The organism is Pseudomonas sp. Z1-14 (assembly GCF_051132005.1).
Taxonomy (GTDB): domain Bacteria; phylum Pseudomonadota; class Gammaproteobacteria; order Pseudomonadales; family Pseudomonadaceae; genus Aquipseudomonas.
In genome coordinates, this window is record NZ_CP071646.1 from 952,900 (window position 1) to 969,738 (window position 16,839).

The following is a 16,839-nucleotide window of genomic DNA, read 5'->3' on the forward strand; positions in this document are numbered from 1 at the left end:
CCGATACGACGGCTGCGCCGCCGAGCGGGAGCAAGCTCCCTCGCCACAACGGCATATGCCAGCGGGCCGACACCGATGGCCTCACGGAGTATGCCGCGCCGCAAACCCCGCTGTATTGACCCGGGTCGCATATTTTTTCAAGGGATGCTAGCGTGCCCGGCCATGCCTTCCGGAGCCTGTCATGAGTGTATCGATCCGTCGCTGTGCCGCTCTGCTGCTGATCTGCGGCCTGCCATTGCTGGCGGTGGCCGCGCCGATGCACAGCCAGTTCCTGCCCCCCGATGACCTGGTGGCGCGTCAGGAACAGCCCGAACAGCAGCAGTTGCTGCAAGTCACCGAGTATTCGGTGGTGCTGGGCAACCAGCGCCCATCCAACCAGCAGCCGATCCCGGTCACTTCGCCGCTGATGGTGCGGCTCAAGGGCAAGCCCCTGAACAAGGGAGCCATCATCAGCCAGGTGATCCTCAATTTTGATGGCGAAAGCAAAAGCCTGAAGAAACCGGTATTCGATGAGGCGAGCAAGACCCTGACGCTGTCTTATCCACAGGCCCAGTACCGGGTGGTGATCGATCTGTTGCGCAACGACACGGTCTACGTGCAGTTCCTCAGCTACGCCAACGGCCATATCTGGGCCGACCTGCACACTGGCGCCGCACGCCCGCGTTGAGCCCCGAGGCCCGCCGGGGGTAAACTGCCCGCCCCGTGAACTGTGCGAGCTGGAGCCGGCAATGCGTAAAGACAAGAAACAAGTGATTGGTGACGAGATTGGCGACGAACAGATCAAGCTGTTCCTCAATTTCGAGCCCGTCGATGCCACTTCGCCGTCGCTGCACAAACTGATCAAGGCCTACCGTGGGCTGCGTGTCGACGATTTCGAGCGTTTCCTGGGGTTTTTCGTCGAGGCGGGTTACGACCTGAATGGCAAGGACGAACAGGGTAACGATTTCGTTGCGTTGATCCATGATCAGCGCAATGCAGAGGAATATATTGAGTTGATCAAGAAAGCTCGCGGTTGATTGATCAGGCCTGCTGCGCAGGCCAGCGGGAGTAAGCTCCCTCGCCACGAAAAGCTGCAAAAAAAAACGCCCCGCTCTCATGGAGAACGGGGCGTTTTTTTCATCCGGGAGATCAAGCGTAGCTTTGGGTTTCGCTGCTTGCTTCAACCAGTTCCAGCGCGATGTTGTTCTGCGCGTTGACCTTGCGATACAGCGCCGCATCGGTTTCCAGCACCTTCTCCCGGGCCGGGAAGATTTCCGCGAGCTTGGCGGCCCACTCTCCCTTGGCTTTTTCCGGGAAGCAGCGCTCGATCAGTTCGAGCATGATCGACACGGTGACCGAAGCGCCTGGTGAAGCGCCGAGCAAGGCGGCGAGAGTGCCGTCCTTGGCCGCCACCAATTCGGTACCGAATTGCAGGATGCCGCCTTTCTTCGGGTCTTTCTTGATGATCTGCACGCGCTGGCCAGCCACTTCCAGGCGCCAGTCCTCGGCTTTCGCCTCGGGGTAGAAGCGCCGCAGGGATTCCAGGCGCTGCTCCATGGACTGCATCACTTCGCTGATCAGGTACCTGGTCAGGTCCATGTTGTCCCGGGCCACGGCCAGCATCGGGCCGATGTTGCCGGCGCGTACCGACAACGGCAGGTCCATCAGCGAGCCGTGCTTGAGGAACTTGGTGGTGAAGCCGGCGTATGGCCCGAACAGCAGGGATTTCTTGCCATCGACCACGCGAGTATCGAGGTGCGGCACCGACATCGGCGGCGAGCCCACCGCGGCCTGGCTGTAGACCTTGGCCTGGTGATGCTTGACCACTTCCGGGTTGTCGCAACGCAGCCACTGGCCGCTGACCGGGAAACCGCCGAAGCCCTTGCTCTCTTCAATGCCCGAAGCTTGCAGCAGCGGCAACGCGGCGCCGCCGGCACCGAGGAAGACGAATTTGGCGTCGACTTCACGGGTGCTGCCGGAGTTGACGTCTTTGATGCTCACGGTCCAGCCATCGCCCTTGCGCTTGAGGCCGGTGACGCGCTTGCAATATTTGATCTGGGTGTCCGGCGCGCTGCCCAGGTGCTTGAGCAACTGGTTGGTCAGGGCGCCGAAGTTGACGTCGGTACCGTTCATGACGCGGGTCGCGGCGATGACTTCGTCAGCCGGGCGGCCTGGCATCATCAGCGGCATCCACTCGGCCATCTGTTCGCGGTCTTCGGTGTATTCCATGTCGGCGAACGCGTGGTGCTGGCGCATCAGCTCGAAGCGCTTCCTGAGGAATTCCACGCCTTTCTCGCCTTGCACGAAGCTCAGGTGCGGCACCGGGGCGATGAAGGATTTCGACGAGCCGAACGTGCCTTTTTTGGTCAGGTACGTCCAGAACTGCTTCGACACCTCGAACTGGGTGTTGATGTGCACGGCTTTCTTGATGTCGACACTGCCATCGGCGGCCTGGGGTGTGTAGTTCAGCTCACACAGCCCGGCGTGGCCGGTACCGGCGTTGTTCCAGGGATTGGAACTCTCCGCGGCACCCGAATCCATCAGCTCGACGACTTCCAGCGAAATCGCCGGGTCGAGCTCCTTGAGCAGCACGGCCAGGGTGGCACTCATGATGCCGGCCCCTACCAGAACTACGTCGACTGCTTCGTTATGCGCCATTTAACGCGTCTCCAAAATCTGCAGCACCAAATTGTCGGCATAGCGGCCAGGAAGCGGGGCAGGTCAGTTGCGCCCCAGGTATCCATGGCCAGGATCGCCATGTCCGAATCTTCGCAATTTTTCGCAACACTGCGGATGCATGCAGCCTGGCCTCAAGAGTCCCATGAACTCATTTAAGCGCCGGGCGGGCAATTCGACTTATGGCCGAGACATCCGTTCGTGCAACCAAATCCGTAGCGGACAGGCTTCAGGCGCCGGTTCTTGAGCGATATCCGGTCCTGTCTCGTTGGGCTGTTCCAGACGCCAATGGTGCTTGTTCAGACGCAAAACTCTTCATTTGCTCGCCACACTCTTGTGAAGTTGTGAAAACCCGTTTTTTCACGCTCTTTTGAAGACGTGAACCTCAAAAAGGGCTGTCCCAGCCTGGCACCGCGCCCGATCTGGATGCCCCTCATGTAATACATGACAGGCAAAACGGGCAGACAGCTCAGTGACCGTGCGTAATGACAGCTCTGCAGATTCGCGAAAAGCAGTGATTTGCCAGGGAAACAGCAAGCGCGCCAGCTTCACTCGATCTGTGTGGGCGGCTCTCTGTGGGCGGTGCGGGGTGCCAATACAAGCGCATCAGCGGCGTTGCGGGGCCCGATCAGGAGACGTCCTTATAATCGGGGGGAGATTGTAGCGAAGAAACGCGCGGAAATGGTCGTGTTTTATGACTTTTATTAGCCTTGCGGTCAGACGGCCAACAACTGGCGGCTGCGTGCACGAGCGCGGGGCGCCTGTACCAGGGCGCTGGCGGGCAACGGCTGATGCAGCCAATTGAGACGGATCTCTTCGATTTCGACCCAGCCATCGCCCATGGGCTGCAGGCTGCATTGCTTGAATGCCTGGCAACGACCAGTGCGGTCGAGCAGGGCGAAGCAGCGGTGATGCGGGCGCGGGGTAAACAGGGAGATGAGAAAACGCATGGTCGGATACCGTGTCCGGGGAACTTGGGACCAGCCTGACAGCCCGGCATGACACCCCGATGTAAGGACAATGACAACACGGTGACAGGAACCGGCCACCGCGGCCCCTGTCAGACATTTCAGTATTCATGCGGCGACGCTAGTTCGCCGCGATGGCGCACCGCTATACTGCCGGCCTGTTTGTGCCCGATTCTGGAGAGAAGAGCATGTTGCAACGCCTGTTGTTCGGTTTGATCGCCGTGACCAGTCTGACCCTTGTCGGCTGTGCCCACAGCCCGCAACAACTTAACCCGGAACCCAAGCTCAACGCCCAGCTGGCGCCAGTGGGTCGCGGCCAGCCGGTGGTGGTGCGGGTCGTGGACGGTCGCCCGTCGCCAACCCTCGGCACGCGTGGTGGTCTGTACCCTGAAACCAGCGTGATCACGGTGCAGGGCGCACAGGTCCTGCCAAAATTGCAGGCCCAGGCTGAAGCGGCCGTGCGTCTGCTGGGCTTCACCCCGACGCAGAACGCAATGAACGCCCCGCAACTGACCGTGACCCTGGCCGAACTGAAATACCAGTCGCCCAAGGAAGGCATGTACGTGACCGAAGCCACCATCGGCGCGACGTTCCGTTCCGACGTGCAGAACGCCAACCGCCGCTACAGCGGTCGTTACGGTGCGTCGCTGGATCAACGCTTCGGCATGGCGCCCAACCAGGACACCAACACCAAGCTGGTCAGCGACGTGTTGAGCGATGCCCTGACCCGTCTGTTCAAGGACCCGACCATTGGTCAGGTGTTGGCGGAGTAAGCAGCAAGTCTGATATCCCTGTGGGAGCGAGCTTGTGTGGGAGCGGGCTTGCTCGCGAAGGCGGTGGATCAGTTGCATAAATGTTGACTGGCACAACGCATTCGCGAGCAAGCCCGCTCCCACAGTCGCTCCCACAGGGTTTTTTATGGGCGTGATTCACGCAGCCTGGGAATAGAGCTCCAGCACGCTGATCCCGGTCAGCAGGTCTGTCTCCGGGAGGTCCGCATGTTGATGGCCGCCGAGGGCGCAGTACACCAGCCAATGACGATCCTGGACATTGAAGGACAGACTGCCGACAAGGTTCTGTTGTTCATCGCTCGGGCTGATCAGGTAGAGACGATCCTGGTTTTCGGCGTGCAGCATGACGGATTCCGTACGGTTTTGGAGGGCGACAGGGTGGCCTATCCATATGACGAAACCGTGACATGAAGAATTAGAAAGTTTGCACTTGGTCTTGTGGCGAGGGAGCTTGCTCCCGCTGGGCCGCGAAGTGGCTCCAAAACCTGCCAAATGCGGAGCATCAGACACACCGCACCCGCCGGCTTACGACTGCTTCGCAGCCGAGCGGGAGCAAGCTCCCTCGCCACGGGTCCATCATTTTTCTTAAGTGAACCGCATTGCGGGCATTGGGATCGTTATCGGTCGGAAAAAACGCCTCAGTGTGACGAGCTTTCGGTAGAATCCGCGCCCTGTTCGTAGGCTCCGGGCGCAGCGCGTCCGTTTTCGCTTGAGGTTTGTGATGTCGTTGCAACTGTTCTCGCTGTTCGCTGCCCACCCCGCCAAACTGATCAACCTGCTCGCGCTGCTGTTTGCCTGTCCGGGTGGCTGGGTGCTGCACGCGACGCGTCGCCGCGAACTGCGCGCGCGGGCCTGTCTTGCGGAGCGCAGCAGCGAAGGCAATGAACGATTCGAAGCGCTGCTGGACCTGGCGACGCAACGCATGAACCGGTTTTTCTACCGTTTCGGCTTCGCTTGCCTGGGGTTGGCGCTGCTGATGTCGTGGATCAGCACGCAGTTCTGATCACTGCTTTTGTGGCGAGGGAGCTTGCTCCCGCTGGGCCGGCTGGCGCTCCAGTGCATAGCGGCCCCCTCTGAACACAAACCGTTTTGCGATTGCTGCGCAATCGAGCGGGAGCAAGCTCCCTCGCCACAAGATTCCGCGTCAAAGCGCCAGCCCCGCCCTGACCCGATACTGGTTACGCACCGGCGTCGCGTATTGCAGCACCAGGAACGGTCGGTGTTCCTCCGGGCAGGCTTCCAGCCGGCGCTGCCATTCTTCTTCAGCCTTGGCCAGTTCTTCGGCACCGAACACCTCGGCCGCCGTCGGAACCTGCAACTGCGGGTCGGCATCGGCCCATTGCGCGTAGGCCAGGTAATGCACCGGGAACAGGCGATAGCCGCCGAGTATCTGCCGGTCCATCTCCATGGCCAGTTGTTTGGTGTCCTCGAACAGTTCGGTGATCGGCGCGGCAAAGTTCACGTGGACCCGGCCCTTGTAACCGGTGATGCCTTTGGCAATGCTGACGTCGTCCTCGCCCGGCGCCTTCGTGTACGTGCCGGTGGTGGCGCGGATGTACAGCTCGCGGGCCTTGGCCTGGTCGCACGGGTCATATTCGTAGCTGATCGACACCGGCGTCAGGTTCAACGAGCGGATGACCTCGCCGAACGGCTCGTCCTTGCGGCTCATGTGGAACATCTTCAGGATCGCCGACTCGGTCCGGTCATCACCGTCCTTCGCCCGGCCCTCGGCCTGGGCAATCCAGATCGAGGCGCAATCGTTGCGGATCGAGTGGTTGATGTAGGCCGACAGCAACTGGTACGCCGCCATTTTTTCCCGGCGTCCGGCGATGGAGCGGTGCACGATGAAGCTCTTGTTCAGGCGCATCAGGTCGCTGACGAAGGGCTTTTGCAGCAGGTTGTCGCCAATCGCGATGCGCGGCGTCGGCAGGCCGGCGTGGTACACGGCATAGTTGACGAAGGCCGGGTCCATCACGATGTCGCGGTGGTTGGCGAGGAACAGGTAGGCATTGCCGGACTTGAATTGCTCGACCCCGGTGTAGGTCACGCCATCGGTGGCACGCTCGATGGTGTGGTCGACGTAGAACTCGACTTTGTCCTGCAACGTGGCAACGGAGGTCACACCGGCGAACTCTCGACGCAACTTCTGCGCTATAAGAGGTTTGAGCATCCAGCCGAAAGCGCCGGACAGGCGCGGGAAGCGGAAGTGGGTGAGGATATCTAGAAACGCCTTGTCGCTGAGCAGCCGTGCCAGCACCGCTGGGACTTCGCTGTCGTTGTAAGGTCGGATGGCATCGAATTCGCCCATCATGCTCTCTTGTTGGAAACGGCTAGGGTAAGTAAAGGTTCGATCGAAAAACCGACGGGGCACGACCTGGAAGATAGTCCAGGCAAAAATAGCCCAGCAAATAGACCGGCGATTATACGCACAAGTCACTTGGGAGACCGCGATGCTGGAAGCTGCTCATTATGAATGTCCGTATTGTGGGGAAGAGGTGGAGTCTTCCGTGGATTTGTCCGGCGGCGACCAGACCTACATCGAAGACTGCCAGGTCTGTTGCCGACCGATTACTTTCGTCCTGCAGGTCCACGAAGACGAATGGCACCTTGAGGTCTTCAGCGAAAACGAATGATGGGGCGGTCATGCAGCGAATCTACGAGCTGGAAAACCTGATGGACGGCGAATTGCTCCAGGGCATGCTCGCCAGCGAAGGCATCACGGCGCACCTGGTGGGCCGCGATCTGGTGGGCGGCGCGGGTGAGCTGCCGATGTACGGCCTGCTGGGGCTGGCGGTGGAGGACGAGCAGGCGCAATACGCCCGGGAGCTGATCGCCGCCTACAATGCTGCAATGCCGGTGCCGGGCGATGAGCCTGACAGTTACCCCGGTACGCTGGTCTGTTAGGCTGGCGGCCGTTTGATACAAGAGTCGTGTTGCCCCATGTGTGGACGTTATGCCCTGTTTCGCTGGAACCCCGCTTTCGCGGCCTTGCCCGGCTTCCCCGCCGACCAGAAGGCCCAATGGAATATCTCGCCCAATGACTCGGTCCTGATGCTGCGCGCCGGCGCCGATGGCCAGCGCGAACTGGCACGGGCGCGTTGGGGCCTGACGCCGCCGTGGCTGACCGATCTGTCCCGCACCCCGGCGCACGCCCGCGCCGAAACCGTGGCCGAGCAACCGATGTTCCGCGAAGCCCTGCGTTTGCGTCGTTGCCTGCTGCCCGCCAATGGTTTTTACGAGTGGCGCGGCGGTACGCGCAAGCGCCCGTACTGGCTGACGCCGGGGGAGGGCTCATCGCTGTTCTTTGCGGCGATCTGGGAAGCGTACCCGGTGCAGGAACAGGTGTGGCTGAGCACGGCGGTCATCACCCAGCCGGCGGCCGGCCAGCGCCGACCGTTGATTCTGGATGAAGAGGGCCAGCGCCTGTGGCTCGACCCCGAGACGACCTTGCATGCCTTGCAAGGGTTGCTGGCGAGCGAGCCAGGGCAGCTGCGCGAGCGGGTGCTGGCGAACATGGTCAACGACCCGAAACTCAATGGGCCGGAATGTCTGACCCCGGCCTGAGTTCTTTGGCGACAGCATTGGCCTCTTCGCGAGCAGGCTCGCTCCCACAAAAAAATGTGGCAACCCGCAATCCTCCTGTGGGAGATCTATAGCCTCAAACTCTGAACTGATTGATCAACCGCCGTTGCTGCTCTGCCAGCCTGGTCAGCCCGGCACTGGCCGCGCTGGACTCGTCGGCGCCGCTTGCCACTTCGTTTGCCACCTGGCCGATGTTGATCACGTTACGGTTGATGTCATCGGCCACCGCGCTTTGTTCCTCGGCAGCGCTGGCGATCTGGGTGTTCATGTCGCTGATCACCGACACGGCCTGGGTAATCGTCTCCAGGGCCTGAGCCGCTTTTGCCGCGTGTTGCACACTTTCATCGGTACGCTGCCGGCTGTCTTCCATTACCCGTACCACGTCCCGCGTACCCTGCTGCAGCTGCTGGATCATCGACTGGATTTCTTCGGTGGCCTGCTGGGTCTTCTGCGCCAGGTTGCGCACTTCATCGGCGACCACGGCAAAACCCCGACCCTGCTCACCGGCCCGTGCAGCCTCGATGGCCGCGTTGAGCGCCAGCAGGTTGGTCTGTTCGGCGATCCCGCGGATGGCGGTGAGAATCGCGTTGATGTTTTCGCTGTCCTTGGCCAGCGTCTGCACCACGCCCACGGCCTTGCCGATCTCCACCGCCAAGGCACCGATGGACGTGGAGGTGTCGCGGACAATCTGCATGCCCTGGCTGGCGGCCTGGTCGGCGTGGCTGGCGGCTTGGGCTGCCTGGCTCGCATTCCGCGCCACGTCCTGGGCGGTGGCGGTCATCTCGTGCACGGCGGTGGCAACCTGATCGATTTCCGACATCTGCTTGTGTACGCCCTGGTTGGTGCGGATCGCGATGTCGGCGGTGTGCTCCGACGAATCGCTGACGCTCTGCACCGAGGTCACTACCTGGGTGATCATCCCCTGCAATTTGCTCAGGAACGTGTTGAAGCCCTTGGCGATGGCCCCCAATTCATCGGCGCGGTCGCTGGTCAGCCGGCGCGTCAGGTCGCCTTCGCCCTGGGCAATGTCGTCGAGCATCGCCACCATTTGCTTGAGCGGCCGGGCGATACCGTGGCCCACCAGCCAGATCACCAGCAGGCCGATCGCGGCAATCGCCAGGCCGACCATGGCCATGCCGAAGATGTCGGTTTCGCGCTGATCGTCGAGGTCTTTCTGCAAGGCTTGCAGATCCGCCATCACGGCATTCAGCGGCAATTGCAACATCAACGTCCAGCGCGCCTCGGTCTGGCCGATACCGAAAGGCATGTACACCTCGATGTGGCCGTGTTCTTCATCGATGTCGTAACGCACTTCACCAATGCCGAGCCGGGTCAGGTTATCCAGTTCGTTGGCGTCCAGCAGGTCGCTGGCTTTCTCGCCGAGTTTGCCTGGGTCCTTGGTGAAGGCCACCAGCCGGTTGTTGCTGGCGAGCAGGGCCATTTCCCCGGCGCCGTCGTACAGCTTGGCGTCGGCGGCGACGAGCATGTCCTGGATGAAGTTCACCGACAGGTCGGCGCCGACGATGCCCTGGAACTTGCCATCGATCAGGATCGGCTCGATGAACGAGGCGAGCATGGTCATGGTGTCGCCGACGCGGTACGGCGCGGGATCGATCACGCAGGCTTTTTTGCTGTCCTGGGAGCACAGGTAATATTCACTGGCCCGAATGCCGGTGGACAGCAGTTTCTGGTCCGTCACGTCGGCGAGTTTTTCCAGGCCCAGGGTGCCGTCCTGATTGCGAAACCACCACGGCAGGAAGCGCCCGTTGGTTTCCATGCCCAGCACCTGGCTGTCTACATAGCGGGCGTCGTCGTGGTCGATGGCGTTCGGTTCCCAGGCGATGTAGGCACCGAGAATCTTCGGGTTGCGCACCACGGTTTCACGCAGCAGGCTGATCATCTGCTCGCGCGGGATGTTCAGTTGCGGGTTGCCGTCCGTTCCGTTCATGCCCATCAAGGCGTTGCTGGTGGCCAGCCCACGAGCGAGCAGCAGCGGCGCTTCGAGTTCGCGCTGGATCAGGCTGGCCTGGGTGCGGGCCAGCGCACTGAGGCGTTGTTCGATGAGTTGTTCGAACTGCGCCTTGGTCCGCTGTTGCACCATGTCCTGGGTGCGGGCGCCGGCGAACAATGCGTACAGCACCAGGGCGCCGACCACGCTGAGCACGATGGCACCAGCCAGGGCGGCAACGGAAAACTGGATCGATCTGAATTTCATAAAGGCTCCGGACGCGGAAGTGACGTCTGGACTTTTTATCGGCGTTTCCGGGGCATGGCATGAGGCACTGTTCGTCGGATGACTGTTTTGGCTAGACCGGTGTCGCAATCGGGCCAAGGGGGACTTGTCCGAAAATCGGTAATCCCTCGCTTCGTATCTGGCGCCGATACCAATCAGGGCCTAGGATACGCCCACGATTCCATGGAGCTTCTTTTGTATGAACAAGACTTTGATGGTGAGCGCTCTGGGCGCGGCTCTGCTGCTCGCCGGTTGCCAATCGGTCAATACCACCAGCGGCGGAGCCGTGGGGGTGGAACGCAAGCAGTACATGTTCAGCATGCTGTCGACCGCTGAGGTCAACCAGATGTATGCGCAGTCCTATCAGAAGACGTTGGGTGAGGCGAGCTCCCAAGGTGCCCTGGACAAGACCAGCAGCGATGCCAAGCGCTTGCAAGTCATTGCCGACCGTCTGATTGCCCAGGCGCCAGTGTTCCGCCCGGATTCGGCGCAGTGGAACTGGGAAGTGAACCTGATCAAGAGTGATGAGCTCAATGCCAACTGCGGTCCTGGCGGCAAGATCATGTTCTATACCGGCCTGATCGATCAGTTGAAGCTGACCGACGCTGAGATCGCCGCGATCATGGGTCATGAAATCGCCCACGCCTTGCGCGAGCACGGCCGTGAAGCGATGTCCAAGGCCTATGGCATCGAAATGGCCAAGCAGGGCGCCGGTGCCATATTCGGCCTGGGCCAGGACAGCCTGGCGCTGGCCGACACCGTGGCCAACTACGGCATGACCTTGCCCAACAGCCGTGGCAACGAGAACGAAGCCGACCTGATCGGCCTCGAGCTGGCCGCCCGGGCCGGCTACGACCCGAACGCGGCGATCACCCTGTGGAACAAGATGGCCAAGGCTTCGGAAGGGGCACCACCGGAATTCATGAGCACCCACCCCTCGTCGACCAGCCGGATCGCCTCGTTGCAGGCGGCGATTCCGAAGGTGATGCCGCTTTACCAGCAGGCCAGGAAGTAATCATCGTCATGCGGTGAAACTGTTTTTGTGGCGAGGGAGCTTGCTCCCGCTGGGCTGCGAAGCGGCCCCAAAATATTGCGGTCGCTGCGCAACCGAGCGGGAGCAAGCTCCCTCGCCACAACAGCATCAAACCCACCCACTACTCTGCATTGCCTTGTACACCGCGACGATCGCCAGGATGAAAAACGCCGAGGCGGCCAGGCGGCGAATGAGGGCGAGCGGCAGTTTCTCGGCGGCGAAATTGCCCGCCAGTACCACCGGCACGTTAGCGATCAACATACCCACGGTGGTGCCGATGATCACCAGCCACAACTCCGGGTACTGCGCGGCAAGCATCACCGTGGCGATCTGGGTCTTGTCACCGATTTCCGCCAGGAAAAACGCGATCAGCGTGGTCAGGAAAGGTCCGAACCTGCGAGCCGTATTGGCTTCCTCGTCGTCCAGCTTGTCCGGCACCAGGGTCCACAGCGCGGTGGCGGCAAAGCTCGCCGCGAGGATCCAGTGCAACACCGAGTCGGAGAAGAACCCGCTGACCCAGGCACCTACCGCGCCGGCCGCCGCATGGTTGGCCAGGGTTGCGGCGACGATGCCGGCAATGATCGGCCAGGGTTTGCGAAAGCGTGCGGCGAGGATGAGCGCGAGCAATTGCGTCTTGTCGCCGATTTCGGCCAGCGCAACGATGGCGGTGGGTACCAGGAAAGAGTCCAGCATCAGGTGATTCCTAAGAGGGGCGGGTCGACACGGCTATGACACGTACAGCCTTCCCGCCCCGGGTAAGGTGTGCGTGTCATAGGTCTTGTCAAACCCAGCGACCATCTGCGTGGACGCTTGGGCCGCATACGCCATGGTCTGCTGACCAAGTATGTTGACGTATGCCGGGCGAGCATGGCGCTCGCGGGAGACTACTCCCCTAGGACGGAGCGGATTCTGCCTAGGCAAATCCGTTTGGGCAAGCGCTGTTTTTCAAAAACGCCTTAGCCGCGCTTGGCTCGGTAGATGCGAAAACCCTGGCCTTCGGCCTTGATCGTGCACGTGCCCAGATGCTCCTCGATCAGCGGCTGGTACTTGAGGAAACTGTTCGCGACCAAGCGCAGTTCGCCGCCGTTTTTCAGATGTTTGGCCGCTTTTCGCAGCAGGTTTTCCGTGGCGTGATAATCGGTGTGCACGCCGACATGGAAGGGTGGATTGCTCAGGATTGCGTTCAGGCCCATGGGCGCGGCATCGATTCCATCACCGGTCAACACTTCGGCTTCCAGCCCGTTGGCGGCCAGGGTCAGGCGGCTGCTGGCGGCGGCAAAGGCGTCCACGTCCAGCAGGGTCACGGTATTGTGCGGGTAGCGGCGCTTGACCGCCGCGCCCAGTACACCGGCACCACAACCGAAATCCAGCAGATGGCCGCTGGGCAGCTTGTCCAGGTGCTCCAGCAGCAACGCGCTGCCGCGATCCAGCCGACCATGGCTGAACACCCCCGGCAGGCTGATCACTTTCAACGGGCCTTCGGCCAGGGGCAGCTCGTAGGTCTGCGCCAGGCTTTCCAGCGGCTTGGCCTGCGGGGCGTTGGCGACGGTGACTTGCCACAGTTGGCAATGCCGGGCGCTGTCGAGCTTGCGTGGCTTACCGAACGGGTTGAGCTGCTTGGAAGCACCTTCGATGCCGCTGCGCTTTTCCCCCACCAGGTACACCTCGCGACCGGCCAGGCGTGCGGCCACGGCGTTGAGAATGTAGTCGGTGAGGTCCTTGGCCTTGGGCAGGAACACCACGGCCGTTTCGAATTCCCGCTCGGGTACGTTCACGCCAAAGTGGCTACGTTGCGCAAAGCGCTCATCCAGCGCGGCCTGGTCGCCGGCATGCCAGCACCAGCCATGGGCCTCGGGCAACCGGCCGAGCAGGTCGTCGGCGGGCAGGCCGGCCAGCAGGACCGGGCCCTGGAACAATTCGGGCTGACGAAGCAGTACTTCACTGCGCGGATCCATGGTCTGCTCCTTGTAAAAAAGTGCGGCAGTTTATCAACTGACGACCCGGCGCGCTGTACCGCTGAAATAGCCTTGGGCGTTTTCCGTCAGTTGGCCGACGATCCGCTGCCGCGCCTCGCGGCTGCCCCAGGCGTTGTGCGGGGTGATGATCAGCCGCGGAATGTCGCCTGCCAGCAAGGGATTGCCTTGGGTCGGCGGCTCCACGCTCAGCACGTCGCTGGCCGCGCCGCCCAGGTGACCGCTACGCAAGGCGTCGGCCAGGGCCTGTTCGTCAATCAGGCCGCCACGGGCGGTGTTGAGCACGAACGTGCCGGGCTTGAGCAGCGCCAGTTCGCGCGCGCCGATGAAGTGGCGGGTGTGCTCGTTGAGCGGGCAGTGCAGGGTCAGGGCATCGATCTGCGGTAACAGCTCATCCAGCGGCAAGCGGTCCGGCCGTGCCGGACGCCCGGGAATCTGCCCCAGCAGCACATGCATGCCAAAGGCTTGCGCCAGCCGAGCGACGGCGCCGCCCAGTTCGCCATGGCCGAGCAGACCCAGGGTCTTGCCTTGCAGCTCGACAATCGGATAGTCCAGCAGGCAGAACTGCGAAGCCTGTTGCCAGCGACCTTCAGCCACGGCTTTCTGGTAGTCGGCGAGGCGCGTCGCCAGGTTCAGCAACAGCATGATCGTGTGCTGGGCCACCGACGGCGTGCCGTAGCCCTGGCAATTGCACACGGTGATGCCGTGGTGGCGGGCAGCGGCGAGGTCGACGTTATTGGTGCCGGTGGCGCTGATCAGGATCAGCTCCAGTTCGGGGCTGGCGGCCATGGCTGCCGCGTCGATCACTGCCTTGTTGGTGATCGCCACCGTCGCCCCCTTGAGTCGCTCGGTCACCTCGTCCTGGCGGGTCCCGGCGAACAATTGCAGTTCGCTGAAGCAATCGCGCAACGGGCCCAGGTCCAGGTCGCCGAGGTCCAGGGAAGGGTGGTCGAGAAAAACGGCGCGGGCGGTGTTCGTCATCAGCTGTACCTGTCATGTAAAGAACCGAAGGCGTAATGTGGCGAGCCTATCAGATGAATCGTAGCGAGGGAGCAAGCTCCCTGGCCACGGGATTTCATTCACCAAGAGATGTCGCAAGGAGCCCACCATGTACCTCACCGAATTCCTCACCGTCGCCCTGATCCACCTGCTGGCGGTCGCCAGCCCCGGTCCGGACTTTGCCGTGGTGGTGCGCGAAAGCGTGACCCATGGCCGACGTGCCGGGACCTGGACGGCGCTGGGCGTCGGCACGGCGATTTTCCTGCATGTGGGGTATTCGTTGCTGGGCATCGGCCTGATCGTGTCGCAATCGATCGTGCTGTTCAACGCGCTGAAGTGGGCCGCTGCCGCGTACCTGCTGTACATCGGCTTCAAGGCCCTGCGCGCGCAACCGGCCAAGGCCTCTGGAGAAAACCTGCACAAGGAGGCTGGCGAGCGTACCGCTCGCGGTGCGTTCACCGCAGGCTTTGTCACCAATGGCCTGAACCCCAAGGCAACGCTGTTCTTCCTGTCGCTGTTCACCGTGGTGATCAATCCCCATACGCCGCTGGCGATCCAGGCCGGCTACGGCGTGTACCTGGCGATCGCCACGGCGGCGTGGTTCTGCATGGTGGCGATGCTGTTCAGCCAGGCGCGGGTGCGTGCCGGTTTCGCCCGCATGGGCCACTGGTTCGACCGGACCATGGGCGCCGTGCTGGTGGCCATTGGCGTGAAACTGGCCTTCACCGAGGCGCACTGACCGCGCCTGAATGTCCCTGAGATGGCTCAAGGCTAGTATTTGCGGGCGGATCAAATCATTCCTTCGGCTGATTTGATCCGCGGGCAGGCACTTTAGAGTGCTTACCTTCCAGCCAAGACCGTGCAGTCAGAAAAGGGACCCTTATGTTGCAGACTCGCGTTATTCCTCCAGCCGAAGGCGCCTACCAATACCCGTTGCTGATCAAACGGCTGCTGATGTCCGGTGCGCGTTACGAGAAAACCCGCGAGATCGTCTACCGCGACCAGTTGCGCTACAGCTATCCGACGCTGATCGAGCGCGTCGCGCGGCTGGCCAACGTGCTGACCGAGGCCGGAGTGAAGGCCGGTGACACCGTTGCGGTGATGGACTGGGACAGCCATCGCTATCTGGAATGCATGTTCGCGATCCCGATGATCGGCGCGGTGATCCACACCATCAATGTGCGCCTGTCACCGGAGCAGATCCTCTACACCATGAACCACGCCGAGGACCGCTTCGTGCTGGTCAACAGCGAGTTCGTCGGCCTCTACCAGGCGATCGCCGGCCAGCTGACCACGGTAAAGAAGACGCTGCTGCTGACCGACCTGGCGGACAAGACCGCCGGCCTGCCGGACCTCGTGGGCGAGTACGAGCAGCTGCTGGCCGCCGCCAGCCCGACCCATGACTTCCAGGATTTCGACGAGAACTCCGTCGCCACCACGTTCTACACCACCGGCACCACGGGCAATCCCAAGGGCGTGTACTTCACCCATCGGCAACTGGTGCTGCACACCCTGGGCGTGTCGACCATCATGGGCTCCATCGACAGCGTGCGGCTGTTGGGCACCAACGATGTGTACATGCCGATCACGCCGATGTTTCACGTACATGCCTGGGGCCTGCCGTACGTGGCGACCATGCTCGGGCTCAAGCAGGTCTACCCCGGGCGTTACGATCCGGAGTTCCTGGTCGAGCTGTGGCGCAAGGAAAAGGTCACCTTTTCCCATTGCGTGCCGACCATTTTGCAGATGGTCCTCAACGCCAAGGGCGCCCAGCCAACCGATTTCGGCGGCTGGAAAATCGTCATTGGCGGCAGCGCCCTCAACCGCAGCCTGTACGAGGCGGCCAAGGCCAAGGGCATCCAGCTCACCGCCGCCTACGGCATGTCCGAAACCGGGCCGCTGGTATCCTGCGCGCACCTCAACGACGAGCTGATGGCCGGCGGTGAAGACGAACGCATCACCTACCGGATCAAGGCCGGCGTGCCAGGGCCGCTGGTGGAAGCAGCGATCGTCGACGGCGAGGGCTGTTTCCTGCCCGCGGACGGCGAGACCCAGGGCGAACTGGTGCTGCGCGCGCCGTGGCTCACCGAAGGTTATTTCAACGAACCGCAGAAAGGCGCCGAGCTCTGGAAGGGCGGCTGGCTGCACACCGGCGACGTCGCCACGCTCGACGGCATGGGCTTCATCGATATTCGCGACCGGATCAAGGACGTGATCAAGACCGGCGGCGAATGGATCTCGTCCCTGGACCTGGAAGACCTCATCAGCCGTCATGCGGCGGTACGCGAAGTAGCAGTGGTCGGCATCCCCGATCCGCAGTGGGGCGAGCGCCCGTTCGCCTTGCTGGTCATTCGCGAAGGGCACCAGCTCGGGGCTCGCGAGCTCAAGGAACACCTCAAGCCATTTGTCGAGCTGGGGCACTTGAGCAAGTGGGCAATCCCGAGCCAGATCGCCCTTGTTACGGAAATTCCCAAGACCAGCGTCGGCAAGCTCGACAAGAAGCGCATCCGCGTCGACATCAGCGAATGGCAGAGCAACAACAGCACCTTCCTCTCGACGCTCTGAGCGTACCCGCCGTGCCTGAAAAGGGCACGGCAGGCCCACC

At 62.1% G+C, this 16,839-nt stretch carries 18 protein-coding genes, 1 pseudogene and 1 riboswitch; of the genes and pseudogenes, 10 read left to right on the forward strand and 9 right to left on the reverse strand.

Annotated elements, in window-relative coordinates; translation table 11 throughout:
• The first annotated feature begins 181 nt into the window (after window positions 1–181).
• Window positions 182–667: a hypothetical protein gene (locus tag J3P89_RS04500; protein WP_434696813.1), complete on the forward strand. Its 486-nt coding sequence runs from the start codon at window positions 182–184 to the stop codon at window positions 665–667.
• A 61-nt stretch (window positions 668–728) separates the two neighbouring features.
• Entirely contained in the window at window positions 729–1,016 is a 288-nt protein-coding gene (locus tag J3P89_RS04505; protein ID WP_434628377.1) for a PA4642 family protein, read from the forward strand.
• A 112-nt stretch (window positions 1,017–1,128) separates the two neighbouring features.
• Here J3P89_RS04505 and mqo read toward each other — a convergent pair whose 3' ends face one another.
• Together mqo and J3P89_RS04515 are read right to left on the reverse strand one after the other, a co-directional pair.
• Window positions 1,129–2,637: a malate dehydrogenase (quinone) gene (mqo, locus tag J3P89_RS04510; protein WP_434696814.1), complete on the reverse strand. Its 1,509-nt coding sequence runs from the start codon at window positions 2,635–2,637 to the stop codon at window positions 1,129–1,131.
• A 734-nt stretch (window positions 2,638–3,371) separates the two neighbouring features.
• Window positions 3,372–3,605 (reverse strand): hypothetical protein, encoded by a 234-nt coding sequence (locus tag J3P89_RS04515; protein WP_434628382.1) that lies wholly within the window; start codon window positions 3,603–3,605, stop codon window positions 3,372–3,374.
• A gap of 206 nt (window positions 3,606–3,811) precedes the next feature.
• Between J3P89_RS04515 and J3P89_RS04520 the strand changes: the two genes are divergently transcribed.
• Window positions 3,812–4,396 carry a YajG family lipoprotein gene (locus J3P89_RS04520; protein WP_305498883.1) on the forward strand — a complete coding sequence of 195 codons (585 nt, stop codon included), beginning with the start codon at window positions 3,812–3,814 and terminating at the stop codon, window positions 4,394–4,396.
• A 156-nt stretch (window positions 4,397–4,552) separates the two neighbouring features.
• On the opposite strand, the gene J3P89_RS04525 is transcribed toward J3P89_RS04520, so the two are convergent.
• Complete coding sequence (locus J3P89_RS04525) at window positions 4,553–4,759, reverse strand: hypothetical protein (RefSeq protein WP_047229420.1); 207 nt, start codon at window positions 4,757–4,759, stop codon at window positions 4,553–4,555.
• A gap of 376 nt (window positions 4,760–5,135) precedes the next feature.
• On the opposite strand from J3P89_RS04525, the gene J3P89_RS04530 reads away from it, so the two are divergent.
• Window positions 5,136–5,417 carry a hypothetical protein gene (locus J3P89_RS04530; protein WP_434571881.1) on the forward strand — a complete coding sequence of 94 codons (282 nt, stop codon included), beginning with the start codon at window positions 5,136–5,138 and terminating at the stop codon, window positions 5,415–5,417.
• Between the two features lie 141 nt (window positions 5,418–5,558).
• On the opposite strand, the gene J3P89_RS04535 is transcribed toward J3P89_RS04530, so the two are convergent.
• Window positions 5,559–6,725: a 1-acyl-sn-glycerol-3-phosphate acyltransferase gene (locus J3P89_RS04535; RefSeq protein WP_434696815.1), complete on the reverse strand. Its 1,167-nt coding sequence runs from the start codon at window positions 6,723–6,725 to the stop codon at window positions 5,559–5,561.
• A gap of 139 nt (window positions 6,726–6,864) precedes the next feature.
• On the opposite strand from J3P89_RS04535, the gene J3P89_RS04540 reads away from it, so the two are divergent.
• Genes J3P89_RS04540 through J3P89_RS04550 form a run of 3 tightly spaced genes read left to right on the forward strand, consistent with a single transcriptional unit; the run spans window position 6,865 to window position 7,978 of the window.
• Window positions 6,865–7,047 (forward strand): CPXCG motif-containing cysteine-rich protein, encoded by a 183-nt coding sequence (locus J3P89_RS04540; protein WP_434558602.1) that lies wholly within the window; start codon window positions 6,865–6,867, stop codon window positions 7,045–7,047.
• 10 nt (window positions 7,048–7,057) lie between these two features.
• Window positions 7,058–7,318, forward strand: coding sequence for a putative signal transducing protein (locus J3P89_RS04545; protein ID WP_434696817.1), 261 nt, complete (start codon window positions 7,058–7,060; stop codon window positions 7,316–7,318).
• Window positions 7,319–7,354: 36 nt separating this feature from the next.
• A complete protein-coding gene (locus tag J3P89_RS04550) occupies window positions 7,355–7,978 on the forward strand; it encodes an SOS response-associated peptidase (RefSeq protein ID WP_434696818.1) in 624 nt (207 codons plus the stop codon).
• A 94-nt stretch (window positions 7,979–8,072) separates the two neighbouring features.
• On the opposite strand, the gene J3P89_RS04555 is transcribed toward J3P89_RS04550, so the two are convergent.
• The gene (locus tag J3P89_RS04555) at window positions 8,073–8,915 is read right to left on the reverse strand and encodes a methyl-accepting chemotaxis protein (protein WP_434631162.1); all 843 of its coding nucleotides are present in this window, start codon (window positions 8,913–8,915) and stop codon (window positions 8,073–8,075) included.
• 15 nt (window positions 8,916–8,930) lie between these two features.
• Window positions 8,931–10,211, reverse strand: a pseudogene (locus J3P89_RS04560) (HAMP domain-containing protein); the annotation flags it as partial.
• A 217-nt stretch (window positions 10,212–10,428) separates the two neighbouring features.
• On the opposite strand from J3P89_RS04560, the gene J3P89_RS04565 reads away from it, so the two are divergent.
• A complete protein-coding gene (locus J3P89_RS04565; RefSeq protein ID WP_434571884.1) occupies window positions 10,429–11,244 on the forward strand; it encodes a M48 family metallopeptidase in 816 nt (271 codons plus the stop codon).
• Between the two features lie 126 nt (window positions 11,245–11,370).
• Here J3P89_RS04565 and J3P89_RS04570 read toward each other — a convergent pair whose 3' ends face one another.
• The 3 genes from J3P89_RS04570 to J3P89_RS04580 form a co-directional block, all read right to left on the reverse strand.
• Window positions 11,371–11,955 (reverse strand): TMEM165/GDT1 family protein, encoded by a 585-nt coding sequence (locus tag J3P89_RS04570; protein WP_305498893.1) that lies wholly within the window; start codon window positions 11,953–11,955, stop codon window positions 11,371–11,373.
• Between the two features lie 90 nt (window positions 11,956–12,045).
• Window positions 12,046–12,168, reverse strand: a riboswitch (yybP-ykoY riboswitch).
• 50 nt (window positions 12,169–12,218) lie between these two features.
• Complete coding sequence (locus J3P89_RS04575) at window positions 12,219–13,217, reverse strand: methyltransferase (RefSeq protein ID WP_434696819.1); 999 nt, start codon at window positions 13,215–13,217, stop codon at window positions 12,219–12,221.
• Window positions 13,218–13,250: 33 nt separating this feature from the next.
• Window positions 13,251–14,216, reverse strand: coding sequence for a 2-hydroxyacid dehydrogenase (locus J3P89_RS04580; RefSeq protein ID WP_434696821.1), 966 nt, complete (start codon window positions 14,214–14,216; stop codon window positions 13,251–13,253).
• A gap of 127 nt (window positions 14,217–14,343) precedes the next feature.
• Here J3P89_RS04580 and J3P89_RS04585 point away from each other — a divergent pair, with 127 nt between their 5' ends.
• Together J3P89_RS04585 and J3P89_RS04590 are read left to right on the forward strand one after the other, a co-directional pair.
• Window positions 14,344–14,973, forward strand: a complete 630-nt coding sequence (locus J3P89_RS04585; protein WP_305498896.1) for a LysE family transporter — start codon at window positions 14,344–14,346, stop codon at window positions 14,971–14,973.
• A gap of 143 nt (window positions 14,974–15,116) precedes the next feature.
• Window positions 15,117–16,799 (forward strand): fatty acid--CoA ligase, encoded by a 1,683-nt coding sequence (locus J3P89_RS04590; RefSeq protein ID WP_434696822.1) that lies wholly within the window; start codon window positions 15,117–15,119, stop codon window positions 16,797–16,799.
• The last annotated feature ends 40 nt before the right edge of the window (window positions 16,800–16,839 follow it).